At 73.5% G+C, this 16,740-nt stretch carries 15 protein-coding genes; 10 read left to right on the top strand and 5 right to left on the bottom strand.

From position 1 onward, the window contains the following. Positions 1 to 48: 48 nt before the first annotated feature. Positions 49 to 2,499: a DNA topoisomerase IV subunit A gene (locus ABZW10_RS16060; protein ID WP_355365036.1), complete on the bottom strand. Its 2,451-nt coding sequence runs from the start codon at positions 2,497 to 2,499 to the stop codon at positions 49 to 51. Positions 2,500 to 2,760: 261 nt separating this feature from the next. Here ABZW10_RS16060 and ABZW10_RS16055 point away from each other — a divergent pair, with 261 nt between their 5' ends. From ABZW10_RS16055 to ABZW10_RS16045, 3 genes are all read left to right on the top strand, one after another. Further along, positions 2,761 to 4,116, top strand: a complete 1,356-nt coding sequence (locus ABZW10_RS16055; RefSeq protein WP_355365033.1) for a pitrilysin family protein — start codon at positions 2,761 to 2,763, stop codon at positions 4,114 to 4,116. Between the two features lie 20 nt (positions 4,117 to 4,136). Then, positions 4,137 to 5,504 carry a pitrilysin family protein gene (locus ABZW10_RS16050; protein ID WP_355365254.1) on the top strand — a complete coding sequence of 456 codons (1,368 nt, stop codon included), beginning with the start codon at positions 4,137 to 4,139 and terminating at the stop codon, positions 5,502 to 5,504. A gap of 341 nt (positions 5,505 to 5,845) precedes the next feature. Further along, positions 5,846 to 7,039, top strand: a complete 1,194-nt coding sequence (locus ABZW10_RS16045; protein WP_355365030.1) for an RtcB family protein — start codon at positions 5,846 to 5,848, stop codon at positions 7,037 to 7,039. A gap of 111 nt (positions 7,040 to 7,150) precedes the next feature. Here ABZW10_RS16045 and ABZW10_RS16040 read toward each other — a convergent pair whose 3' ends face one another. Continuing rightward, a complete protein-coding gene (locus tag ABZW10_RS16040; RefSeq protein WP_355365027.1) occupies positions 7,151 to 7,666 on the bottom strand; it encodes a MarR family winged helix-turn-helix transcriptional regulator in 516 nt (171 codons plus the stop codon). Positions 7,667 to 7,796: 130 nt separating this feature from the next. Here ABZW10_RS16040 and ABZW10_RS16035 point away from each other — a divergent pair, with 130 nt between their 5' ends. Then, entirely contained in the window at positions 7,797 to 8,513 is a 717-nt protein-coding gene (locus ABZW10_RS16035; RefSeq protein ID WP_355365024.1) for a DUF4386 domain-containing protein, read from the top strand. A 355-nt stretch (positions 8,514 to 8,868) separates the two neighbouring features. Here ABZW10_RS16035 and ABZW10_RS16030 read toward each other — a convergent pair whose 3' ends face one another. Further along, on the bottom strand, positions 8,869 to 9,498 hold the full coding sequence (locus tag ABZW10_RS16030) for a helix-turn-helix domain-containing protein (protein ID WP_355365021.1): 630 nt from the start codon (positions 9,496 to 9,498) through the stop codon (positions 8,869 to 8,871). Between the two features lie 167 nt (positions 9,499 to 9,665). Here ABZW10_RS16030 and ABZW10_RS16025 point away from each other — a divergent pair, with 167 nt between their 5' ends. Both ABZW10_RS16025 and ABZW10_RS16020 read left to right on the top strand, forming a co-directional pair. Further along, positions 9,666 to 10,688 carry a medium chain dehydrogenase/reductase family protein gene (locus tag ABZW10_RS16025; protein ID WP_355365018.1) on the top strand — a complete coding sequence of 341 codons (1,023 nt, stop codon included), beginning with the start codon at positions 9,666 to 9,668 and terminating at the stop codon, positions 10,686 to 10,688. Between the two features lie 209 nt (positions 10,689 to 10,897). Beyond that, on the top strand, positions 10,898 to 11,167 hold the full coding sequence (locus ABZW10_RS16020) for a hypothetical protein (protein WP_355365015.1): 270 nt from the start codon (positions 10,898 to 10,900) through the stop codon (positions 11,165 to 11,167). 22 nt (positions 11,168 to 11,189) lie between these two features. Here ABZW10_RS16020 and ABZW10_RS16015 read toward each other — a convergent pair whose 3' ends face one another. Then, positions 11,190 to 11,846 (bottom strand): response regulator transcription factor, encoded by a 657-nt coding sequence (locus ABZW10_RS16015; protein ID WP_355365012.1) that lies wholly within the window; start codon positions 11,844 to 11,846, stop codon positions 11,190 to 11,192. 122 nt (positions 11,847 to 11,968) lie between these two features. Beyond that, a complete protein-coding gene (locus ABZW10_RS16010; protein ID WP_355365009.1) occupies positions 11,969 to 12,877 on the bottom strand; it encodes a histidine kinase in 909 nt (302 codons plus the stop codon). 361 nt (positions 12,878 to 13,238) lie between these two features. On the opposite strand from ABZW10_RS16010, the gene ABZW10_RS16005 reads away from it, so the two are divergent. The 4 genes from ABZW10_RS16005 to ABZW10_RS15990 all read left to right on the top strand — a co-directional run bounded on the left by ABZW10_RS16005 (position 13,239) and on the right by ABZW10_RS15990 (position 16,633). Then, entirely contained in the window at positions 13,239 to 14,225 is a 987-nt protein-coding gene (locus ABZW10_RS16005; RefSeq protein ID WP_355365006.1) for a thiamine pyrophosphate-dependent dehydrogenase E1 component subunit alpha, read from the top strand. Between the two features lie 22 nt (positions 14,226 to 14,247). Further along, complete coding sequence (locus tag ABZW10_RS16000) at positions 14,248 to 15,225, top strand: transketolase C-terminal domain-containing protein (RefSeq protein WP_355365003.1); 978 nt, start codon at positions 14,248 to 14,250, stop codon at positions 15,223 to 15,225. A 98-nt stretch (positions 15,226 to 15,323) separates the two neighbouring features. After that, positions 15,324 to 15,830, top strand: a complete 507-nt coding sequence (locus tag ABZW10_RS15995; RefSeq protein ID WP_355365000.1) for a quercetin 2,3-dioxygenase — start codon at positions 15,324 to 15,326, stop codon at positions 15,828 to 15,830. Positions 15,831 to 15,997: 167 nt separating this feature from the next. Then, entirely contained in the window at positions 15,998 to 16,633 is a 636-nt protein-coding gene (locus tag ABZW10_RS15990; RefSeq protein ID WP_355364997.1) for a TetR/AcrR family transcriptional regulator, read from the top strand. Positions 16,634 to 16,740 lie beyond the last annotated feature (107 nt).

The raw sequence follows: 16,740 nt of genomic DNA, 5'->3' as shown, positions 1-16,740 counted from the left end.
GCGCCGGAACGCGGAGGTCCGGCGCCCCTGCGGGGGAGTGGGGGTGGGTCAGGCGGGGCCGGCGACGGTGCCGATCGGGGCGGTGACGGGGGTGCCGGAGCCGTCGCGGCGGGGGTCGCGGTCGGGGAGGTCGACCGGGGCGCCCTTGGCGGTGGCGGCCCGGGCCGGGGCCGGGCCGGCCCAGGCGAAGGCGAGGGCGTCCTCGCCGCGCAGGAATCGCTGGCAGCGGACGCCGCCGGTGGCGCGGCCCTTGCGCGGGTACTGCTCGAAGGGGGTGACCTTCCAGGAGGACTGGTCCTCGCCGGCGAGCGTGCCGGAGGTGCCGGCGACCGAGACCACCACCGCGTCGGCGGCCGGGTCGACGGCGGTGAAGGAGAGCACCCGGGCGCCGTCGGCGAGCTTGATGCCGGCCATGCCGCCGGCCGGGCGGCCCTGCGGGCGGACCTGTCCGGCGGGGTAGCGCAGCAGCTGGGCGTCGGAGCTGATGAAGACGAGGTCCTCCTCGCCGGTGCGCAGTTCGACCGCGCCGACCACCTCGTCGCCGTCCTTGAGCGCGATCACCTCGAACTCGTCCTTGTTGGCGGGCCATTCGGGGACCACCCGCTTGACGACGCCCTGGACGGTGCCCAGCGCCAGGCCGGGGGAGGACTCGTCCAGGGTGGTCAGCGCGAGGACCCGCTCGTCGGCCTCCAGCCGGAGGAACTCGGTGACGGCGGCGCCGCCGGCCAGCGTCGGCGAGGGGGTGGGCGGCAGCGCCGGCAGGTCGATGACCGGCAGTCGCAGGACCCGGCCGGCCGACGTGACCACGCCGACGTCGGCACGGGCGGTGGTCGGTACCGCGGAGACGATCACGTCGTGCTTGGCGCGCTTCTCGGAGAGCTCGAACGGCTCGCCGTCGGCGGTGCGGGCGAGCAGGCCGGTGGAGGAGAGCAGCACCCGGCACGGGTCGTCGGCGACCTCCAGCGGGACGGTCAGCGAGGCGGCCGGCGCGGCGCCGGCCTCCAGCAGGACGGTGCGCCGCTCGGTGCCGAACTGCTTGGCGACCGCGCCGAGTTCGCCGGAGACGACGCTGCGCAGCTTGCTGTCGGACTCCAGGATCTCGGTCAGGTCGGCGATCTCGGAGATCAGCTTGGCCTGCTCCTGCTCCAGCTCGACCCGGTCGAAGCGGGTGAGCCGGCGCAGCGGGGTGTCGAGGATGTACGCGGTCTGCGTCTCGGACAGCGAGAAGCGCTCCATCAGGCGCTCCTTGGCCTGGGCGGCGTTGTCGCTGGACCGGATGATCGCGATGACCTCGTCGATGTCGACCAGCGCGACCAGCAGGCCCTCGACCAGGTGCAGCCGCTCCTGTCGCTTGCGGCGGCGGAAGTCGCTGCGCCGGCGGACCACCTCGAAGCGGTGGTCGACGTAGACCTCCAGCAGCTCCTTGAGGCCGAGGGTGAGCGGCTGGCCGTCGACCAGCGCCACGTTGTTGATGCCGAAGGTCTCCTCCATCGGCGTCAGCTTGTAGAGCTGCTCCAGCAGGGCCTCGGGCACGAAGCCGTTCTTGACCTCGATGACCAGGCGCAGGCCGTGCTCGCGGTCGGTGAGGTCCTTGACGTCCGCGATGCCCTGGAGCTTCTTCGCGTTGACGAGGTCCTTGATCTTGGAGATGACCTTCTCCGGGCCGACGTTGTACGGCAGCTCGGTGACCACGATGCCCTTGCGGCGGGCGGTGACCGCCTCGATGGTCGTGGTGGCGCGGATCTTGAAGGTGCCGCGGCCGGACTCGTAGGCGTCCCGGACGCCGGAGAGGCCGACGATCCGTCCGCCGGTGGGCAGGTCCGGGCCGGGGACGAACCGCATGAGGGTGTCGAGGTCGGCGTTCGGGTGCTTGATCAGGTGGCGGGCGGCGGCGACGACCTCGGAGAGGTTGTGCGGCGGCATGTTGGTGGCCATGCCGACGGCGATCCCGGTGGCGCCGTTGACCAGCAGGTTGGGGAAGGCGGCCGGCAGCGCGAGCGGCTCCTGCTCGCTGCCGTCGTAGTTGGGGCCGAAGTCGACGGTCTCCTCGTGGATCGACTCGACCATGGCCATCGAGGCGGCGGTGAGCCGGGACTCGGTGTAGCGCATCGCGGCCGGCGGGTCGTCGTTGCCGAGCGAGCCGAAGTTGCCGTGGCCGTCGATCAACGGCAGCCGCATCGAGAACGGCTGGGCCATCCGGACGACCGAGTCGTAGATGGAGGCGTCGCCGTGCGGGTGCAGCCGGCCCATCACCTCGCCGACCAGGCGGGCGCACTTGACGTGGCCGCGCTCCGGGCGCAGGCCCATCTCGTTGGCCTGGTACAGGATGCGGCGGTGCACCGGCTTGAGGCCGTCCCGGGCGTCCGGGAGGGCCCGGGAGTAGATGACGGAGTAGGCGTACTCGAGGAACGAGCCCTGCATCTCGTCCACGACGTCGACGTCGAGGATGCGCTCCTCGAAGTCTCCGGGGGGCGGGGTCTGCGAACTGCGGCGGGCCATCGCGGCGGGGCTCCCTTACGTCTCGCTTGCGTCTCGTCCACGTCTCGTCGGCGCGGTTGTCGCCGGGGCTGTCGGCGGTTCTGTCAACAGGGCTCGGCGCCCCCATTGTGGACCCTCCCGCCGACAGTCCCGGCCAGCGCCCCTCTTCCGCCCCTGGCGAACGCCCCGTCCGCGCGGACACATCCGCGCGGTCCGCGCGTTGCACCACAATGGGGGACGCCACACGAACCCCGACTTCGACGACGGGAAGGACCCGAGCGCATGGCCAACCCGGCCCCCGCCTCCCAGCGAGGCATCGCCATCACCGAGCACCGCCTGGCCAATGGCCTGCGCGTCGTCCTCTCCGAGGACCACCTGACCCCGGTGGCCGCGGTCTGCCTCTGGTACGACGTGGGCTCCCGGCACGAGGTGAAGGGCCGCACCGGGCTGGCCCACCTGTTCGAGCACCTGATGTTCCAGGGATCCGCCAACGTCTCCAACAACGGGCACTTCGAGCTGGTCCAGGGCGCCGGCGGTTCGCTCAACGGCACCACCAGCTTCGAGCGCACCAACTACTTCGAGACCATGCCGGCCCACCAGTTGGAGCTCGCGCTCTGGCTGGAGGCGGACCGGATGGGCTCGCTGCTGGCGGCCCTCGACGAGACGTCGATGGAGAACCAGCGCGACGTGGTGAAGAACGAGCGCCGCCAGCGGTACGACAACGTGCCCTACGGCACCGCGTTCGAGAAGCTGACCGCGCTGTCCTTCCCGGACGGCCACCCCTACCACCACACCCCGATCGGCTCGATGGCCGACCTGGACGCGGCCACCCTGGAGGACGCCCGGGCGTTCTTCCGCACCTACTACGCGCCGAACAACGCGGTGCTCTCGGTGGTCGGCGACATCGACCCCGAGCAGGCCGTCGCCTGGGTGGAGAAGTACTTCGGCAGCATCCCGGCGCACGACGGCAAGCAGCCGCCGCGCGACGGCAGCCTGCCGGAGACCGTCGGCCGCGAGCTGCGCGAGCTGATCCGCGAGGACGTGCCGTCCCGCGCGCTGATGGCGGCCTACCGGCTGCCGCACGACGGCACCCGCGAGGCGGACGCCGCCGACCTGGCGCTGACCATCCTCGGCAGCGGCGAGTCGAGCCGGCTGTACAACCGGCTGGTCCGCCGGGACCGCACCGCCGTCGCGGCCGGCTTCGGCCTGCTGCGGCTGTCCGGTGCGCCGAGCCTGGGCTGGCTGGACGTCAAGACCTCGGGCGACGCCACCGTCGAGCAGATCGAGACGGCCGTCGACGAGGAGCTGGCCCGCTTCGCGGCCGAGGGGCCGACCCCGGCCGAGCTGGAGCGCGCCCAGGCGCAGATCGAGCGCGAGTGGCTGGACCGGCTCACCACGGTGGCCGGCCGCGCCGACGAACTCTGCCGCTTCGCCGTGCTGTTCGGCGACCCGAAGCTGCTGAACGACGCCCTGCCCAAGGTCCTCGACGTCACCGCCGAGGAGGTGCGGGAGATCGCCGCCGCACGGCTGCACCCGCAGAACCGGGCGGTGCTGGTGTACGAGCCGGCCCCGGCCGAGGACACCGCCGACGACACCGCTGCCACCGCCGAGACCGACGAGGAGGGCGCCGCCGTATGAGCACCGAGTACGTCCCCGCCATGACCTTCCACCCGCAGCCCCAGCCCGGCACCCCCAGCCCGTGGGCGTTCCCGGCACCGGAGCGCGCCGCGCTCGGCAACGGCATCACCGTGCTGCACTGCCACCGCCCCGGCCAGCAGCTGGTGGCCGTCGACGTGCTGCTCGACGCGCCGCTCGCGGCCGAGCCGGAGGGCCTGGACGGCGTCGCCTCGATCCTGGCGCGGGCGTTCAGCGAGGGCACCGACACGCTGACCGCCGAGGAGTTCGCGGCCGAGCTGGAGCGGGCCGGCGCGACCCTGGACGCGCACGCGGACCACCCGTGCATCCGGGTCTCGCTGGAGGTCCCGGCCTCCCGGCTGGCCCGCGGCCTGGACCTGCTGGCCGCCGCGCTGGGCAGCCCGGCGCTGCCGGAGGACGAGATCGAGCGGCTGGTCGCCAACCGGCTGGACGAGATCGTGCACGAGCAGGCCAACCCGGCCCGGCGGGCCGCCAAGGCGCTGTACGCCGAGCTGTTCGACGGCGCCGACCGGCTGTCCCGGCCGCGGGCCGGCACCGCCGAGACGGTCAAGACGATCGACCGGGCCGCCGTCCGGGCGTTCTACGAGGCGCACGTGCGGCCCGCCACCACCACCGTGGTCGTCGTCGGCGACCTCACCGGCACCGACCTGCCGGCCCTGCTGGAGTCCACCCTGGGCGCCTGGAAGGGCTCCCCGGCCGAGCCGAGCGCGCACGCGCCGGTGACCGCCGACGACACCGGCCGGGTGATCATCGTGGACCGGCCCGGGTCGGTGCAGACCCAGCTGCTGATCGGCCGGATCGGTCCGGACCGGCACGACCCGGCCTGGGCCGCGCAGATCCTCGGCACCTACTGCCTGGGCGGCACCCTCACCTCCCGGCTGGACCGGGTGCTGCGCGAGGAGAAGGGCTACACCTACGGCGTGCGGGCCTTCGCCCAGCCGCTGCGCTCGGCCGCCGACGGCAGCGGGCGCTCCCTGCTGGCGATCAGCGGCTCGGTGGACACCGCCTCCACCGCCCCGGCGCTGGCCGACACCTGGACCATCCTGCGCGCGCTGGCCGCCGAGGGGCTCACCGACGCGGAGCGCGCCGAGGCGGTGCAGTTCCTGGTCGGCGTGGCACCGCTGAAGTACGAGACGGCGGGCTCGGTGGCCGGCACCCTGGCCGACCAGGTGGAGCAGCACCTGGCCGACGACTTCCAGGCGGAGGTCTACCGGCAGCTGGCCGAGCTGCCGACCGCCGCCGCCACCGAGGCCGTGGTCAAGGCCTTCCCGCCGGACCGGCTGGTCACCGTCCTGGTCGGCGACGCCTCGGCGTTCGCGGACCGGGTGCGGGAGCTGGGCATCGGTGAGGTCACCGTGATCGGCGCCTGACCCAGCACGGGCGGCCAGGGGCCCGGTGGAGCGTTCCGACGCTCCGCCGGGCCCTTTGCCGTCGTCCGCCGTCGTGGCGTTAATTCCCTTGCACGGGACGCGCGGTGCGTGGGTAGATATCCCCCGGCAACCGGTGCACACACGGAGAGGAGGCGGTCACCATGCGGGTCGAGCCATTCCAGCGGCGCTCCCCGAGACTGTCCTCCCGATGCCCCTTGGCCGCCTGAGCGCCGCCAACCCCTGACATCCCCGCGTCGCGCCGGGTCTCTCTTCGCGCGGCATCCCCCCGTGGCGGCTCCCCGCCTAGGCTTGAACCGTCCGACCTTGGAGGTCGTTGAACCATGTCGTACACCGAGGTACCCGGCGTCCGGGTCCCGATCCGGATGTGGACCGATCCGGCCACCGTCGAGGGCCAGGCGATGCAGCAGCTGCGCAACATCAGCTCGCTGCCCTGGCTGCACGGGCTCGCCGTGATGCCCGACGTCCACCTGGGCAAGGGCGCGACGGTGGGTTCGGTGATCGCGATGCGCGGCGCCGTCTGCCCGGCGGCGGTCGGCGTGGACATCGGCTGCGGGATGAGCGCGGTGAAGACCTCGCTCACCGCGCAGGACCTGCCGGACGACCTGTCGCGGCTGCGCTCGCGGATCGAGCAGGCCATCCCGGTCGGCCGCGGCCTGCACGGCGAGCCGGTCGACCCGGGCCGGCTGCACGGGGTCCCGACCGGCGGCTGGGACGACTTCTGGCAGCGCTTCGACGCGGTCGCGCCCGAGGTGAAGTGGCGCCGGGAGCGGGCGGCCCAGCAGATGGCGACGCTCGGCGGCGGCAACCACTTCATCGAGGTGTGCGTCGACGACACCGGCGCGGTCTGGCTGATGCTGCACTCCGGCTCGCGCAACATCGGCAAGGAGCTGGCGGAGCACCACATGGGCGTGGCCCAGTCGCTGCCGCACAACCAGGGGCTGATCGACCGTGACCTCGCGGTGTTCGTGGCGGACACCCCGCAGATGGCCGCGTACCGGCAGGACCTCTTCTGGGCGCAGGAGTACGCCAAGCGCAACCGGGCGCTGATGATGGCGCTGTTCCAGGACGTGGTCCGGCGGGAGTTCCCGCGGGCGAAGGTCGCCTTCGACGAGGTGATCAGCTGCCACCACAACTACGTGTCGGAGGAGCGCTACGACGGCGTCGACCTGCTGGTCACCCGTAAGGGTGCGATCCGGGCCGGGGACGGCGACTACGGGATCATCCCGGGCTCGATGGGCACCGGCTCGTACATCGTCCGCGGGCTGGGCAACGAGGCGTCGTTCAACTCGGCCTCGCACGGTGCCGGGCGGAAGATGAGCCGCAACGCCGCGAAGAAGCGGTTCACCACGCAGGACCTGGCCGAGCAGACCAAGGGCGTGGAGTGCCGCAAGGACGCGGGGGTGGTGGACGAGATCCCCGGCGCGTACAAGCCGATCGAGAAGGTGATCGAGCAGCAGCGGGACCTGGTCGAGGTCGTGGCGCACCTGAAGCAGGTGGTGTGCGTCAAGGGCTGAGGCCCGGTTCCCCGCGACGAAGCCCCCGGCCATCCGGCCGGGGGCTTCGGCATGCCGCCGGTGTGCCGTCCGTGTGCCGTCGGCGTGTTCCCGGTCCGCCGCCGGGCGCGTTCAGACCCCGTCGCGCTTCGGGTTGAGCCGCCGGTAGCCGGGGTGCACCCCGGCGGTGAGGTGCTGGGCCTCGGCGATGCGGCGCAGCAGCTCCGCCAGGGCGATACGTTCCTGCGGCTCCAGGCCCGAGCAGATGGCCTCCTCGTGGGCGAGCGCCGCCTCGGCCAGCCCGCGCATCGCCTCCTCGCCCTTGGGCGCGAGGTAGAGGTCCTGGAACCGGCGGTCCTTGGGGTTGCGCCGGCGCTCGACCAGTCCGCGCGCCTCGATGGCGTCGACGAAGGCCACGAACCGGCTGGGGGACATGCCGAGCCGCCGGGCGAGCTCCTGCTGGTGCTGGCCGGGGGACAGCGCGACCGACCGGAGCAGACCGGCCTGGGCCGGGGTGAGGTCCAGCTCGGCGACCCGTCGGGCGAAGGCCTGGGCGGCGTGTTCGCCCAACTGGGAGAGGAGAAAGGCGACCTGGGCTCCCTGTGGGCCCGTGTGCGCGATCGGGGCGGGGTCGGGAGGTTCGGTCATGAAAACACGATAGCAGTGGACAATGATGTCCCGGGGTGAACTATTCTGGTTTTGGAACTACCGGCGCCGGTGCCGATCCGTTCGGCGCCGCGCCGGGCCCCAACGACCCGTTCTCGACTGGAGCGCCCCCATGACCACGACATCAGCGGTGCCGGCCGCCTCCGCCCGGCGTTCGCAGTCAGGACCGCCCTTGCTGCTGCCCGCCGTGGCGTTCGCGGCATTGATGGTGGTGTCCATCGTGCTGGCCCGGCAGACCCCGCTGCCCACCGATTCGGCAGCCGACACGCTCGCCTACTACAAGGACCACGCGACCGCCGCGAAGGTCTCCGGGACGCTGCAGTTCGGCGCCTCGCTCCCGCTGGCGGTCTGGGCCGCCATCGTCTACCAGCGGCTGCGCCGGCTCGGCGTGGTCGCGCCCGGCCCCGGCATCGCGCTGGTCTCCGGGGTGCTCGCCGCGGCGTCGATGGCGCTGTGCGGTCTCACCGTCTGGGCCGCCTCCCGGGCCGGTGACCTCGGCGACGCGCCGCTGGCCCGTTCGCTGGCGGACCTGACCTTCGCCTCCGGCGGCCCCGGGCACGTCGTCCCGTTCGCCGTGATGCTGGCCGGTGTGGCGGTGCCGATGCTGCTGCTCGGCTTCGGGCCGAAGGGCTTCGCCTGGGCCGGCCTGGTGCTCGCCGGGATCGGCGTGCTCGGCACCCTGGCGCTGCTCTCGACCAGCCTGGGCTTCTTCCTGCCGATCGCCCGCTTCGGCGGTCTGATCTGGCTGATCGCGGCCAGCGTGATCCTGCCGAAGCAGCGCCTGCCGCGCCGCACCGCCGCCTATGAGGCGGAGGCGGAGACGGTCTGAGACGGTCCGGGCCGGCCCGGACCGGTGCGAACCGGTCCGGGCCGGCCGGGATGACTGCTCCGGTGCGGTGACGGCCCGGACCCCCCGTTGGTGGTGCTCCGGGGGTGGGGCCGCCCGGGCCGGGGGAGGGCGACGGGTCGCGGCGCCGGGAGGCGCGGCGGACCGGTCGCGACCGAGCGGGCCGCTGGGCTCGTGAGGAAAAGGGAAGGCGGCGCGGCGGTGTCCTGGGGAGGAAGGCCGCCGCGCCGCCGGCCGTCGTACGGCGGGTGGTGCGTCCGGGTGCGGGTGTGAGTGCGGGCGCGGGCACGCGGGAGGTGGCGAGGGGCCCCGGTGCGCGTGGGGAGGCGCCCTGCCGTCAGGCCGCCGCGAGGCGGCGGTCGAGAACGGCGAGAATCAGCTCCTCGATCCGGCGGGCCACCGCGGCGCTGTCGCCCTCCGGGCCGGCCAGCAGATCGAAGCTCTCGAAGCTGGTCAGCATGAAGAGCAGTTCCACCAGCTCGTCCAGCTCCGCCTCGCCGACCTCGGCGTCGCGGTCGGCGAGCAGCCGGCCGAGCACCACCTGGAGGCCGCCGCGCCGCCGCTCGCCGCGGCTCTGCAGCGCGGTGTCGAGCTCCGGGTCGAGGATGCCCAGGCCGCGCAGTCGCCGCAGCGCGACCCGGCCGGAGGCGTAGAAGCCGGTGAGCACGTCGAGGATGGCGGTGAGCGCCTCCCGGCCGCTGGGCGCCATGAATGCCGCGGGCATCCTGGCCATTCCGCCGCGCTGGGCCAGGTCGTCGAAGAGCGCCTCCAGGAGGCCGGTCTTCGAGTCGAACTGGTAGTAGACGGTCATCCGCGCCACTCCGGCGGTCTTGGCGACGGCGTCCATGCTGAACGAGGCCGGGCCCTTCTCCCCGGTGAGCAGCTCGCAGGCCGCCTCCAGAATGCGGGTGCGGGTCTGTTCGGCGGCTACCTGGCGTTGGCCGGCTCGGTACTGGCGTGGGCTCATGGGCTGTTGACGTCTCCTGAGGCGGGTGCTATGACATTCATTGTACACTCAGTCTATATAAAAATGCGGGGGCAGGGAACGGTCCGGCACGGACCGTCTCCCGGACCCGCCCCCGCGGAGGACCGGCGCCACTCCCACCAACGACATCTCTCCACGCGGAGGCCACGATGAGGTATCGCCATGTGAGTGTGCCGAGGATCGGCGGAGCCGAGGTCCTGAGGCTGTCCAGTGACGAGCTCCCGGCCCCGACCGTCGGTCAGGTCAGGGTCCGGGTGCTCGCCGCCGGCGTCTCCTACGGTGACATTCTGCTCCGTGCCGGTGTCATCCCCGGCGGGCCCAAGCGCCCCTTCACTCCCGGATACGACCTGGTGGGGGTGGTGGACCAGGTCGGACCGGGCACCCGGGCCCCCGAACCGGGACAGCGGGTGGTCGCGCTGGTGCGCAGCGGTGGCTACGCGGAGTACGCGCTCGTCGCCGCCAACCGCCTGGTCCCGCTGCCCGACGGGGTCGACCCGGTCGAGGCCTCGGCGCTCGCCCTCAACTACTTCATCGCCCAGCAGATGCTGCACCGGGTGGCCGAGGTCCGGCCCGGCGGGACGGTGCTGGTGCACAGCGCGTCCGGCGGCGTCGGCACCGCCTTCCTGGAACTGGCCGGGCTCGCCGGGGTCACCGTGTACGGCACCTGCTCCGCCGCCCGGGCCGAGCAGGTGCGCGCGCTCGGCGGGCGTCCGATCGACCGTGCTGAGGACTTCCTGCGGGTGGTGCGCGGACTGCCGGGCGGCGCGGTGGACGCGGTCTTCGACCCGATCGGCGGCCGGCACTTCATGCGCTCGTACCAGGCGGTGCGGCGCGGCGGCGTGATGGTCGGCTTCGGCCAGAACGCCGCGCTGCGCGGGACCGACCGGCGGGACCTGCTGACCGGCGCCCAGGGGTTCCTGGGCGGCATCGTGCTGCCGAAGCTGATCCCGGACGGGAAGCGGACCCTGTTCTACAACGCCTGGAGCCTGGAGAAGTCCCACCCGGCCGCGTACCAGCAGGACCTCGCGACCGTGCTGGAGCTGCTGCAGAAGGGGCTGGTCAGCCCGCGGGTGGGCCGCACCATGCCGCTGGACGAGGCGGCGGACGCGCACCGCGCGATGGAGAGCGCGGCCGTCACCGGGAAGATCGTGCTGGTCCCGGCCACCGCCTAGCCGGCCGCGACCCGGCGCGCGCCACCGGCCAGGGGGCGCGCGCCGGGTCGCCGGGCTTCCGTCCCCGGGGCAGGGCCCCGTGACCGGGGACGGGGCAGGAAAGGTTCCCAGCGTGTTGGGGATTCCCGACCCATGACGGTGGGACGGCCGGTCCGCAGGATGGCCGTAGCACCGCTTCCCCCCGCTGCCGTCCCGCCGGAGGCCCTTCGATGCGAACCGCCCTGCACCGTGCCCACCGCCGTCTCCTGCTGCGCCGGTGGGCGCGGCGGACCGGCCGCTACCTGGCGGACGGGCTGATCTGGCTCGGACTGGCGATGGGGGCGCTCACCTCGCCCTCCGCCCTGCCGGGGGCGCGGAAGCCGGAGGACGTGCTGCCGCCGCCGGGGGTGCCCGAGTGGCATCCGGAACGGACCGGGCCGTCTCCCGCGCCGCTGACCAGGCGCGAGGAGGAGCTGTGGGCGCTCCTGCTGGAGCGCTGACCGGCGCCGCGGGCCGGCCGGCTCAGTTGCCGAGGCCGGCGCGCCGGGCCCGGACGGCCGCCTCGGCGCGGTCCGCGACCTGGAGCTTGCTGAAGATCCGGGAGAGGTAGTTGCGCACCGTCTTCATCGAGAGGCCGAACTCATTGGCGATGTAGGCGTTGTTGCGGCCGTCCGCGAGCATGGTGAGCACCGCCATCTCCCGGGGGGTGAGGTCGGGGAACGGCTCGCGCTCGGGGGCCGGCCGGCGGACCTGCGCCAGCAGGTGGGCGGCGGCCTCCGGGCCGAACAGCGCCCCGCCCTGGCTGACCGCGGTGATCGCCCGGCGGACGTCGTCCAGTCCGGCGCCCTTGACCAGGTAGCCGCGGGCGCCGGCCCGGACGGCCGCGACGATGGAGTCGTCGTTGTCGTCGGCGGTCAGCATCACCACCGCGACCCGCGGGTGGCGGGCGAGCAGGGTCCGGGTCGCCTCGATGCCGTCGGTGCCGGGCATGCCGATGTCCATCAGCACGACGTCGGGCGCGAGCCGCTCGACGGCGGAGAGCACGTCCGCCCCGCTGGATGCTTCGCCGACCACCGTCAGGGAGTCGATCCGGTCCAGGAGTTGGCGTAAACCCGCCCGAAACAGCTCGTGATCGTCGACGACCAGGATGCGGAGGTTTCGGGGCGCGACCGGGTCCATGGGGGCTCCTAGGGGAGGATGAGGGAACGCGTGGAACACGCGGGAGACCGGGGGCGGGCGCGGGTCGGTCGGGCACGGACTCCGCGACGGCCCCGGGACGGGGAGGGAGGGCCGGGAGCGGGTCAGTCGAGCAGGGTGGCGCCGTCGACCAGTGCCGAGTGCGGCAGCCGGATCCGGACCGCGGTGCCGTGCGGGGTCCGGGCCGACACCGAGAAAACACCGCCGAGTTCTTTGGTGCGGACGCACATCGACGGAAGACCGATTCCGCGGTCGGCGTCCGCGGAAATGCCGATCCCGTCGTCCTCGATCGACAGGTCGAGGCCGCTTCTGCCGACCGATGCGGAGATCCGGCAGACCGACGCCCGCGCGTGCCGGGCGACATTGGCGACGGCCTCGCCGGAGATTTTCTTCAATTCGGTCTGGACGTCGGCCGGGAAATCGTCCAGGACGGTCGGCAGCTCCGTGACGAACCGCAGCCGGCCGGCCCCGGCCTCCTCGAAGGCGTGGACCTGCCGGTCCAGGAACTGGCGCAGCGTTCCGGCGGACTCGAGGGTCCGGGGCTCGGAGCGGTCGAGGTCCCGGATCACCTGGCGGACGTCGGCGATGGCGGTGCTGACGTCCTCCCGGGCCTGGGCCAGCAGGGCCGGTGCCAGCTCGGCGTCGCCGTTCAGGTTGAGGCCGGCCAGTTCCATCCGCATGTGCAGCGCGGCCAGCCGGGGAGCCAGTGAGTCGTGCAACTCCCGCCGGAGGCGGCGTCGTTCGTCGAGTCGGGCGGCGGCGTCCGGACAGCCGGACTCCGCATCGGCGGCCGCGGGCGCGGCCGTGGCGGCAGCCGGGCGGCGTGGCTGGGAAGGCGGCAGGCCGGCCGCGCCGAGGCCGGTGACCAGTCCGAGCAGGGTGCTCACCAGCCGGCCGATCCGGTCGGAGGTGTTCCGTTCGCCGCGTGTGGTGAGCGCTGCCGCGCCACCCATGGCCAGGTTGGTCGGTCTTCGGTCGTCCCTGCCGGAGGGTTTGAGTATCTGGTCCAGCATGGTTCCTGAGATCCCCCCGTCGCTCGCGTCTGACCCACTGTGCACGGGCGTTTCCTGGCGCGGGGAAATGGAATTCCTCGGGCATGTCCGAAAATCGGCACGGCGGACCCCTCGCTATCGGTCCGTCGTACGTTTCAATGCCGTGATCCCAATCCACCCGAGACAAGACCTTAGGCGCGCCGTTGCACGGGGCGCAAGGGTGGGCGAGTCGGGCGGGGGAGGGGGCGGTGACGGATTCGGACACTTGGTTGCACCCATGTGAGTGAGCACTTACCCTCATGGAGTCGGGCCACAGCACGACCGGCGAACGAGGCGCGCGGCGCCCCGCCGGCGTCCCCCGGAGAGCCGAGGAGGCGACCCCATGGGCACATCCCGCACCACCGATCTGACGCTCGATCAGATCGCCGAGATCTACCGGACGATGAGCGTGATCCGGGCCTTCGAGGACCGCCTGCACGGCCTGGCGAAGAGCCTCCCGGGCGCGGTCCACCTCTACAGCGGGCAGGAGGCCGTCGCCGCCGGCGTGTGCGCGGCCCTCGCCCCCGACGACTACCTCGCCAGCACCCACCGCGGCCACGGCCACGCCATCGCCAAGGGCTGCGACGTCGAGGCGATGCTGAAGGAGCTGCACGGCCGGCCGGACGGGATCTGTGGCGGCAAGGGCGGCTCGATGCACATCGCGGACTTCGACCGCGGCATGCTCGGCGCCAACGGCCTGGCCGGCGGCGGCGTCCCGCTCGCCTGCGGCGCGGCACTGACGGCACGCCAGCAGGGCACCGGGCAGGTCGCGGTGGCCTTCACCGGCGACGGCGGCGCCAACCAGGGGGCCGTGCTGGAGAGCCTGGTGCTCGCCCGGATGCTCGACCTGCCGGTGATCTTCGCCGTCGAGAACAACGGCTACGCCCAGGCCACCCCCGCCGACCGGCACTTCTCCGGTACCGACATGGCCCAGCGCGCGGCCGGCTTCGGCATCCCCGGCGAGGTGGTCGACGGCTACGACGTGCTCGCCGTGCACACCGCCACCACCGAGGCCGTGCGCCGCGCCCGGGCCGGCGAGGGCCCGACCGTGCTGGAGTTCCGGGCCGAGCGCTTCCACGGCCACATGGAGCTGTGGGACGACCAGTCCTACCGCCCGGGCGCCGACCCGGAGCGGCTGCGCACCGAGTCCGACCCGCTGCTGCTGCTCCGCTCCCGGATCGCCGACGGCACCGTGGCCGGACCCGCCGCCTTCGAGCTCGACCGGATCGACCGGGACGCCACCGCGCTCGTCGAGGCCGCGGTCGCGGCCGCCGCCGAGCCCTTCACGGCCGACCCGCGCAGCCTGCTCGACCACGTCTACACCCGCTGACCGCCCCGGAGGAGGGATCCACGTGCGCACCATCACGTACCAGCAGGCGATCGGCGAGGCGCTGACCCAGCAGATGCGCTTCGACCGCTCGGTGGTCCTCATGGGCGAGGACAGCACCAACGCCTGGGGCCCGACCAAGGGCCTGCACCTCGAATTCCCGGACCGCGTGCTCGACATGCCGATCACCGAGGCCGCCTTCGTCGGCGCCGCGGTCGGTGCCGCCGCGACCGGCCTGCGCCCGGTGGTCGACCTGCTCTTCGTCGACTTCGCCACCGTCTGCTTCGACCAGATCGCCAACCAGGCGGCCAAGTTGCGCTACATGGCCGGCGGGCGGATCTCGGTCCCGCTGGTGCTGCGCGCGATGTGGGGCACCGGCCTGCGCCGCGGCGCCCAGCACTCGCAGGCGCTGCACCCGCTCTTCGTGCACCTGCCCGGCCTCAAGGTGGTCGCGCCGTCCAGCCCGTACGACGCCAAGGGGCTGATGGCGCAGGCACTGGTGGACGACGACCCGGTGCTGTTCCTGGAGCACAAGATGCTCTACTTCGTGCCCGGCGGCGTCCCCGAGGAGCCGTACGCGATCCCGTTCGGCTCGGCCAAGGTGGTCCGGCCCGGGACGGACTGCACGGTGGTCGCGATCGGCCGGATGGTCTCGGTCGCGCTCGCGGCCGCCGAGCAGCTCGCCGCCGAGGGCGTGCAGATCGAGGTGATCGACCCGCGGACGCTGTCCCCGCTGGACACCTCGACCATCTACGGCAGCGTGGAGCGCACCGGGCGGCTGGTCGTGGTCGACGAGGCCCACCCCCGGTGCAGCCTGGCCACCGACATCGCCGCGCAGGTCGCGCAGGACCGCTTCTCGGCGCTGCGCGGGCCGGTCAGGATGGTCACCGGGCCGCACGCGCCGGTGCCGTTCAGCCCCGAGCTGGAGGACGCCTTCGCCCCGGGGCCGGACCAGGTGGCGGCCGCCGTGCGGGCCACCGGACTGGTGCGGAGCGCGGCCTGAGCGCCGTACTGCCGCACTGCCGCACCGACGATCCATCAGCTTCCGTACCGCTGTGCTGCCGGGCCCGGGTCCGGGCCCGCCGACCGAGGAGGAACCGAGTGACGTCCCAACCGTTCGTGAAGCAGCCCGACGAGGGCCGCGCCATCTGGCACGTGGGCGCGCTGCTCAAGTTCAAGGCGACCGGCGCCGAGACCAACGGGCAGTTCTGGCTCGCCGAGCAGCTGTCCCCGGCGGGCTACGCCTCGCCGGTCCACCTGCACACCCGCGAGGACGAGTTCTTCATCGTCCAGGAGGGTGAGATGGTGCTGCGGATCGGCGACGACGAGCACAAGGTCGGCCCGGGTGCGACGGTCTTCGCGCCGCGCGGCATCGCCCACCAGTACCGGGTGGAGACCGAGGGGACCAGGTTCCTGGTGCTGGGCACCCCGGCCGGGTTCGAGGAGTGGTTCTTCCGGACCGGCGAGCCGGCCACCAGCCTGGAGCTCCCGCCGCCGCTGCAGGGCCCGCCGGACTTCGCCCGGCTGCTCGGCGCGCTGGAGCCGCTCGGCGTGCAGCTGGTCGGGCCGCCGCCCGGGCCGGGCGGGCCCGCCGGGCCGCCGCGCTGACCGGTGCCGCCGCTTCCTTCGCCGGCCCCGTCGCCCTTCGCGGGCGGTGGGGCCGGCGTGCTGGTCGAAACCTGTGAGCGGGCACTCACCTGCACGCTATCCTTCGGGTACCCCTCCGCAGCCGCGGACCGGTTCGCAACCGGCCGCCCCGTTCCCTCGGAGCCTTCATGAGTATGCGCGAGCAGATCGTCGACGCCGCCGAGCGGGTGATCCGGGACCTCGGCCTGGCCCGCTGCACCACCAAGGAGATCGCCGAGGTGGCGGGCTGCTCCGAGGGCACCATCTACCGGCACTTCCGCAGCAAGGAGGACGTCTTCCTGGCCGTCCTCGCCGAGCGGCTGCCCGGCCTGCTGCCGGTGCTGCGGGCGCTGCCGGAGGAGGTCACCAGCGAGGGCGAGGTCCGGGCGGCCCTGCAGCAGGTGGCCGAGGAGGCGCTCGCCTTCTACCGGGAGTCGATGCCGATGCTGCTGTCGGTCTTCGCCGAACCCAAGCTGCTCGACCGCCACCGGGAGTGGATGCAGGCCAACAACGCGGGGCCGCACCGGGCCGCCGAGCTGCTGGCCGACTACCTGCGGCGGGCCCAGCGGGCCGATCTGGTCAGCCGGGACGCCGACCCGGTGGCGGCGGCCCAGCTCCTGCTCGGCGCCTGCTACCTGGCCGCCTACGGGGGCGTGTTCGCCAGCCCGGCCGGCGGTTCGGAGGCGCTGCGCGAGGCCGAGGCCTTCGTCCGCCAGCTCTGGCGGACGCTCGCCCCGGTCGACCGCCCCGCGGCGCCCGCGAAGGGCCGCGGCAAGTCCCGCTGAGGCGGTGACCCTCCCCGCCCCGGCGGCGGGAGGGCGAAGAGCGGCCCGCCGCCCGGTGAGCAGTACCGGGCGGCGGGCCTTCGCCCCGGGAGGGGCCGGCGGCGCAA

The sequence above is a fragment of the Kitasatospora sp. NPDC004723 genome (genome assembly GCF_040609255.1).
GTDB lineage: Bacteria > Actinomycetota > Actinomycetes > Streptomycetales > Streptomycetaceae > Kitasatospora.
The sequence above is the reverse complement of the archived record's forward strand: the minus strand, read 5'-3'. Positions and strand labels throughout refer to the sequence as shown.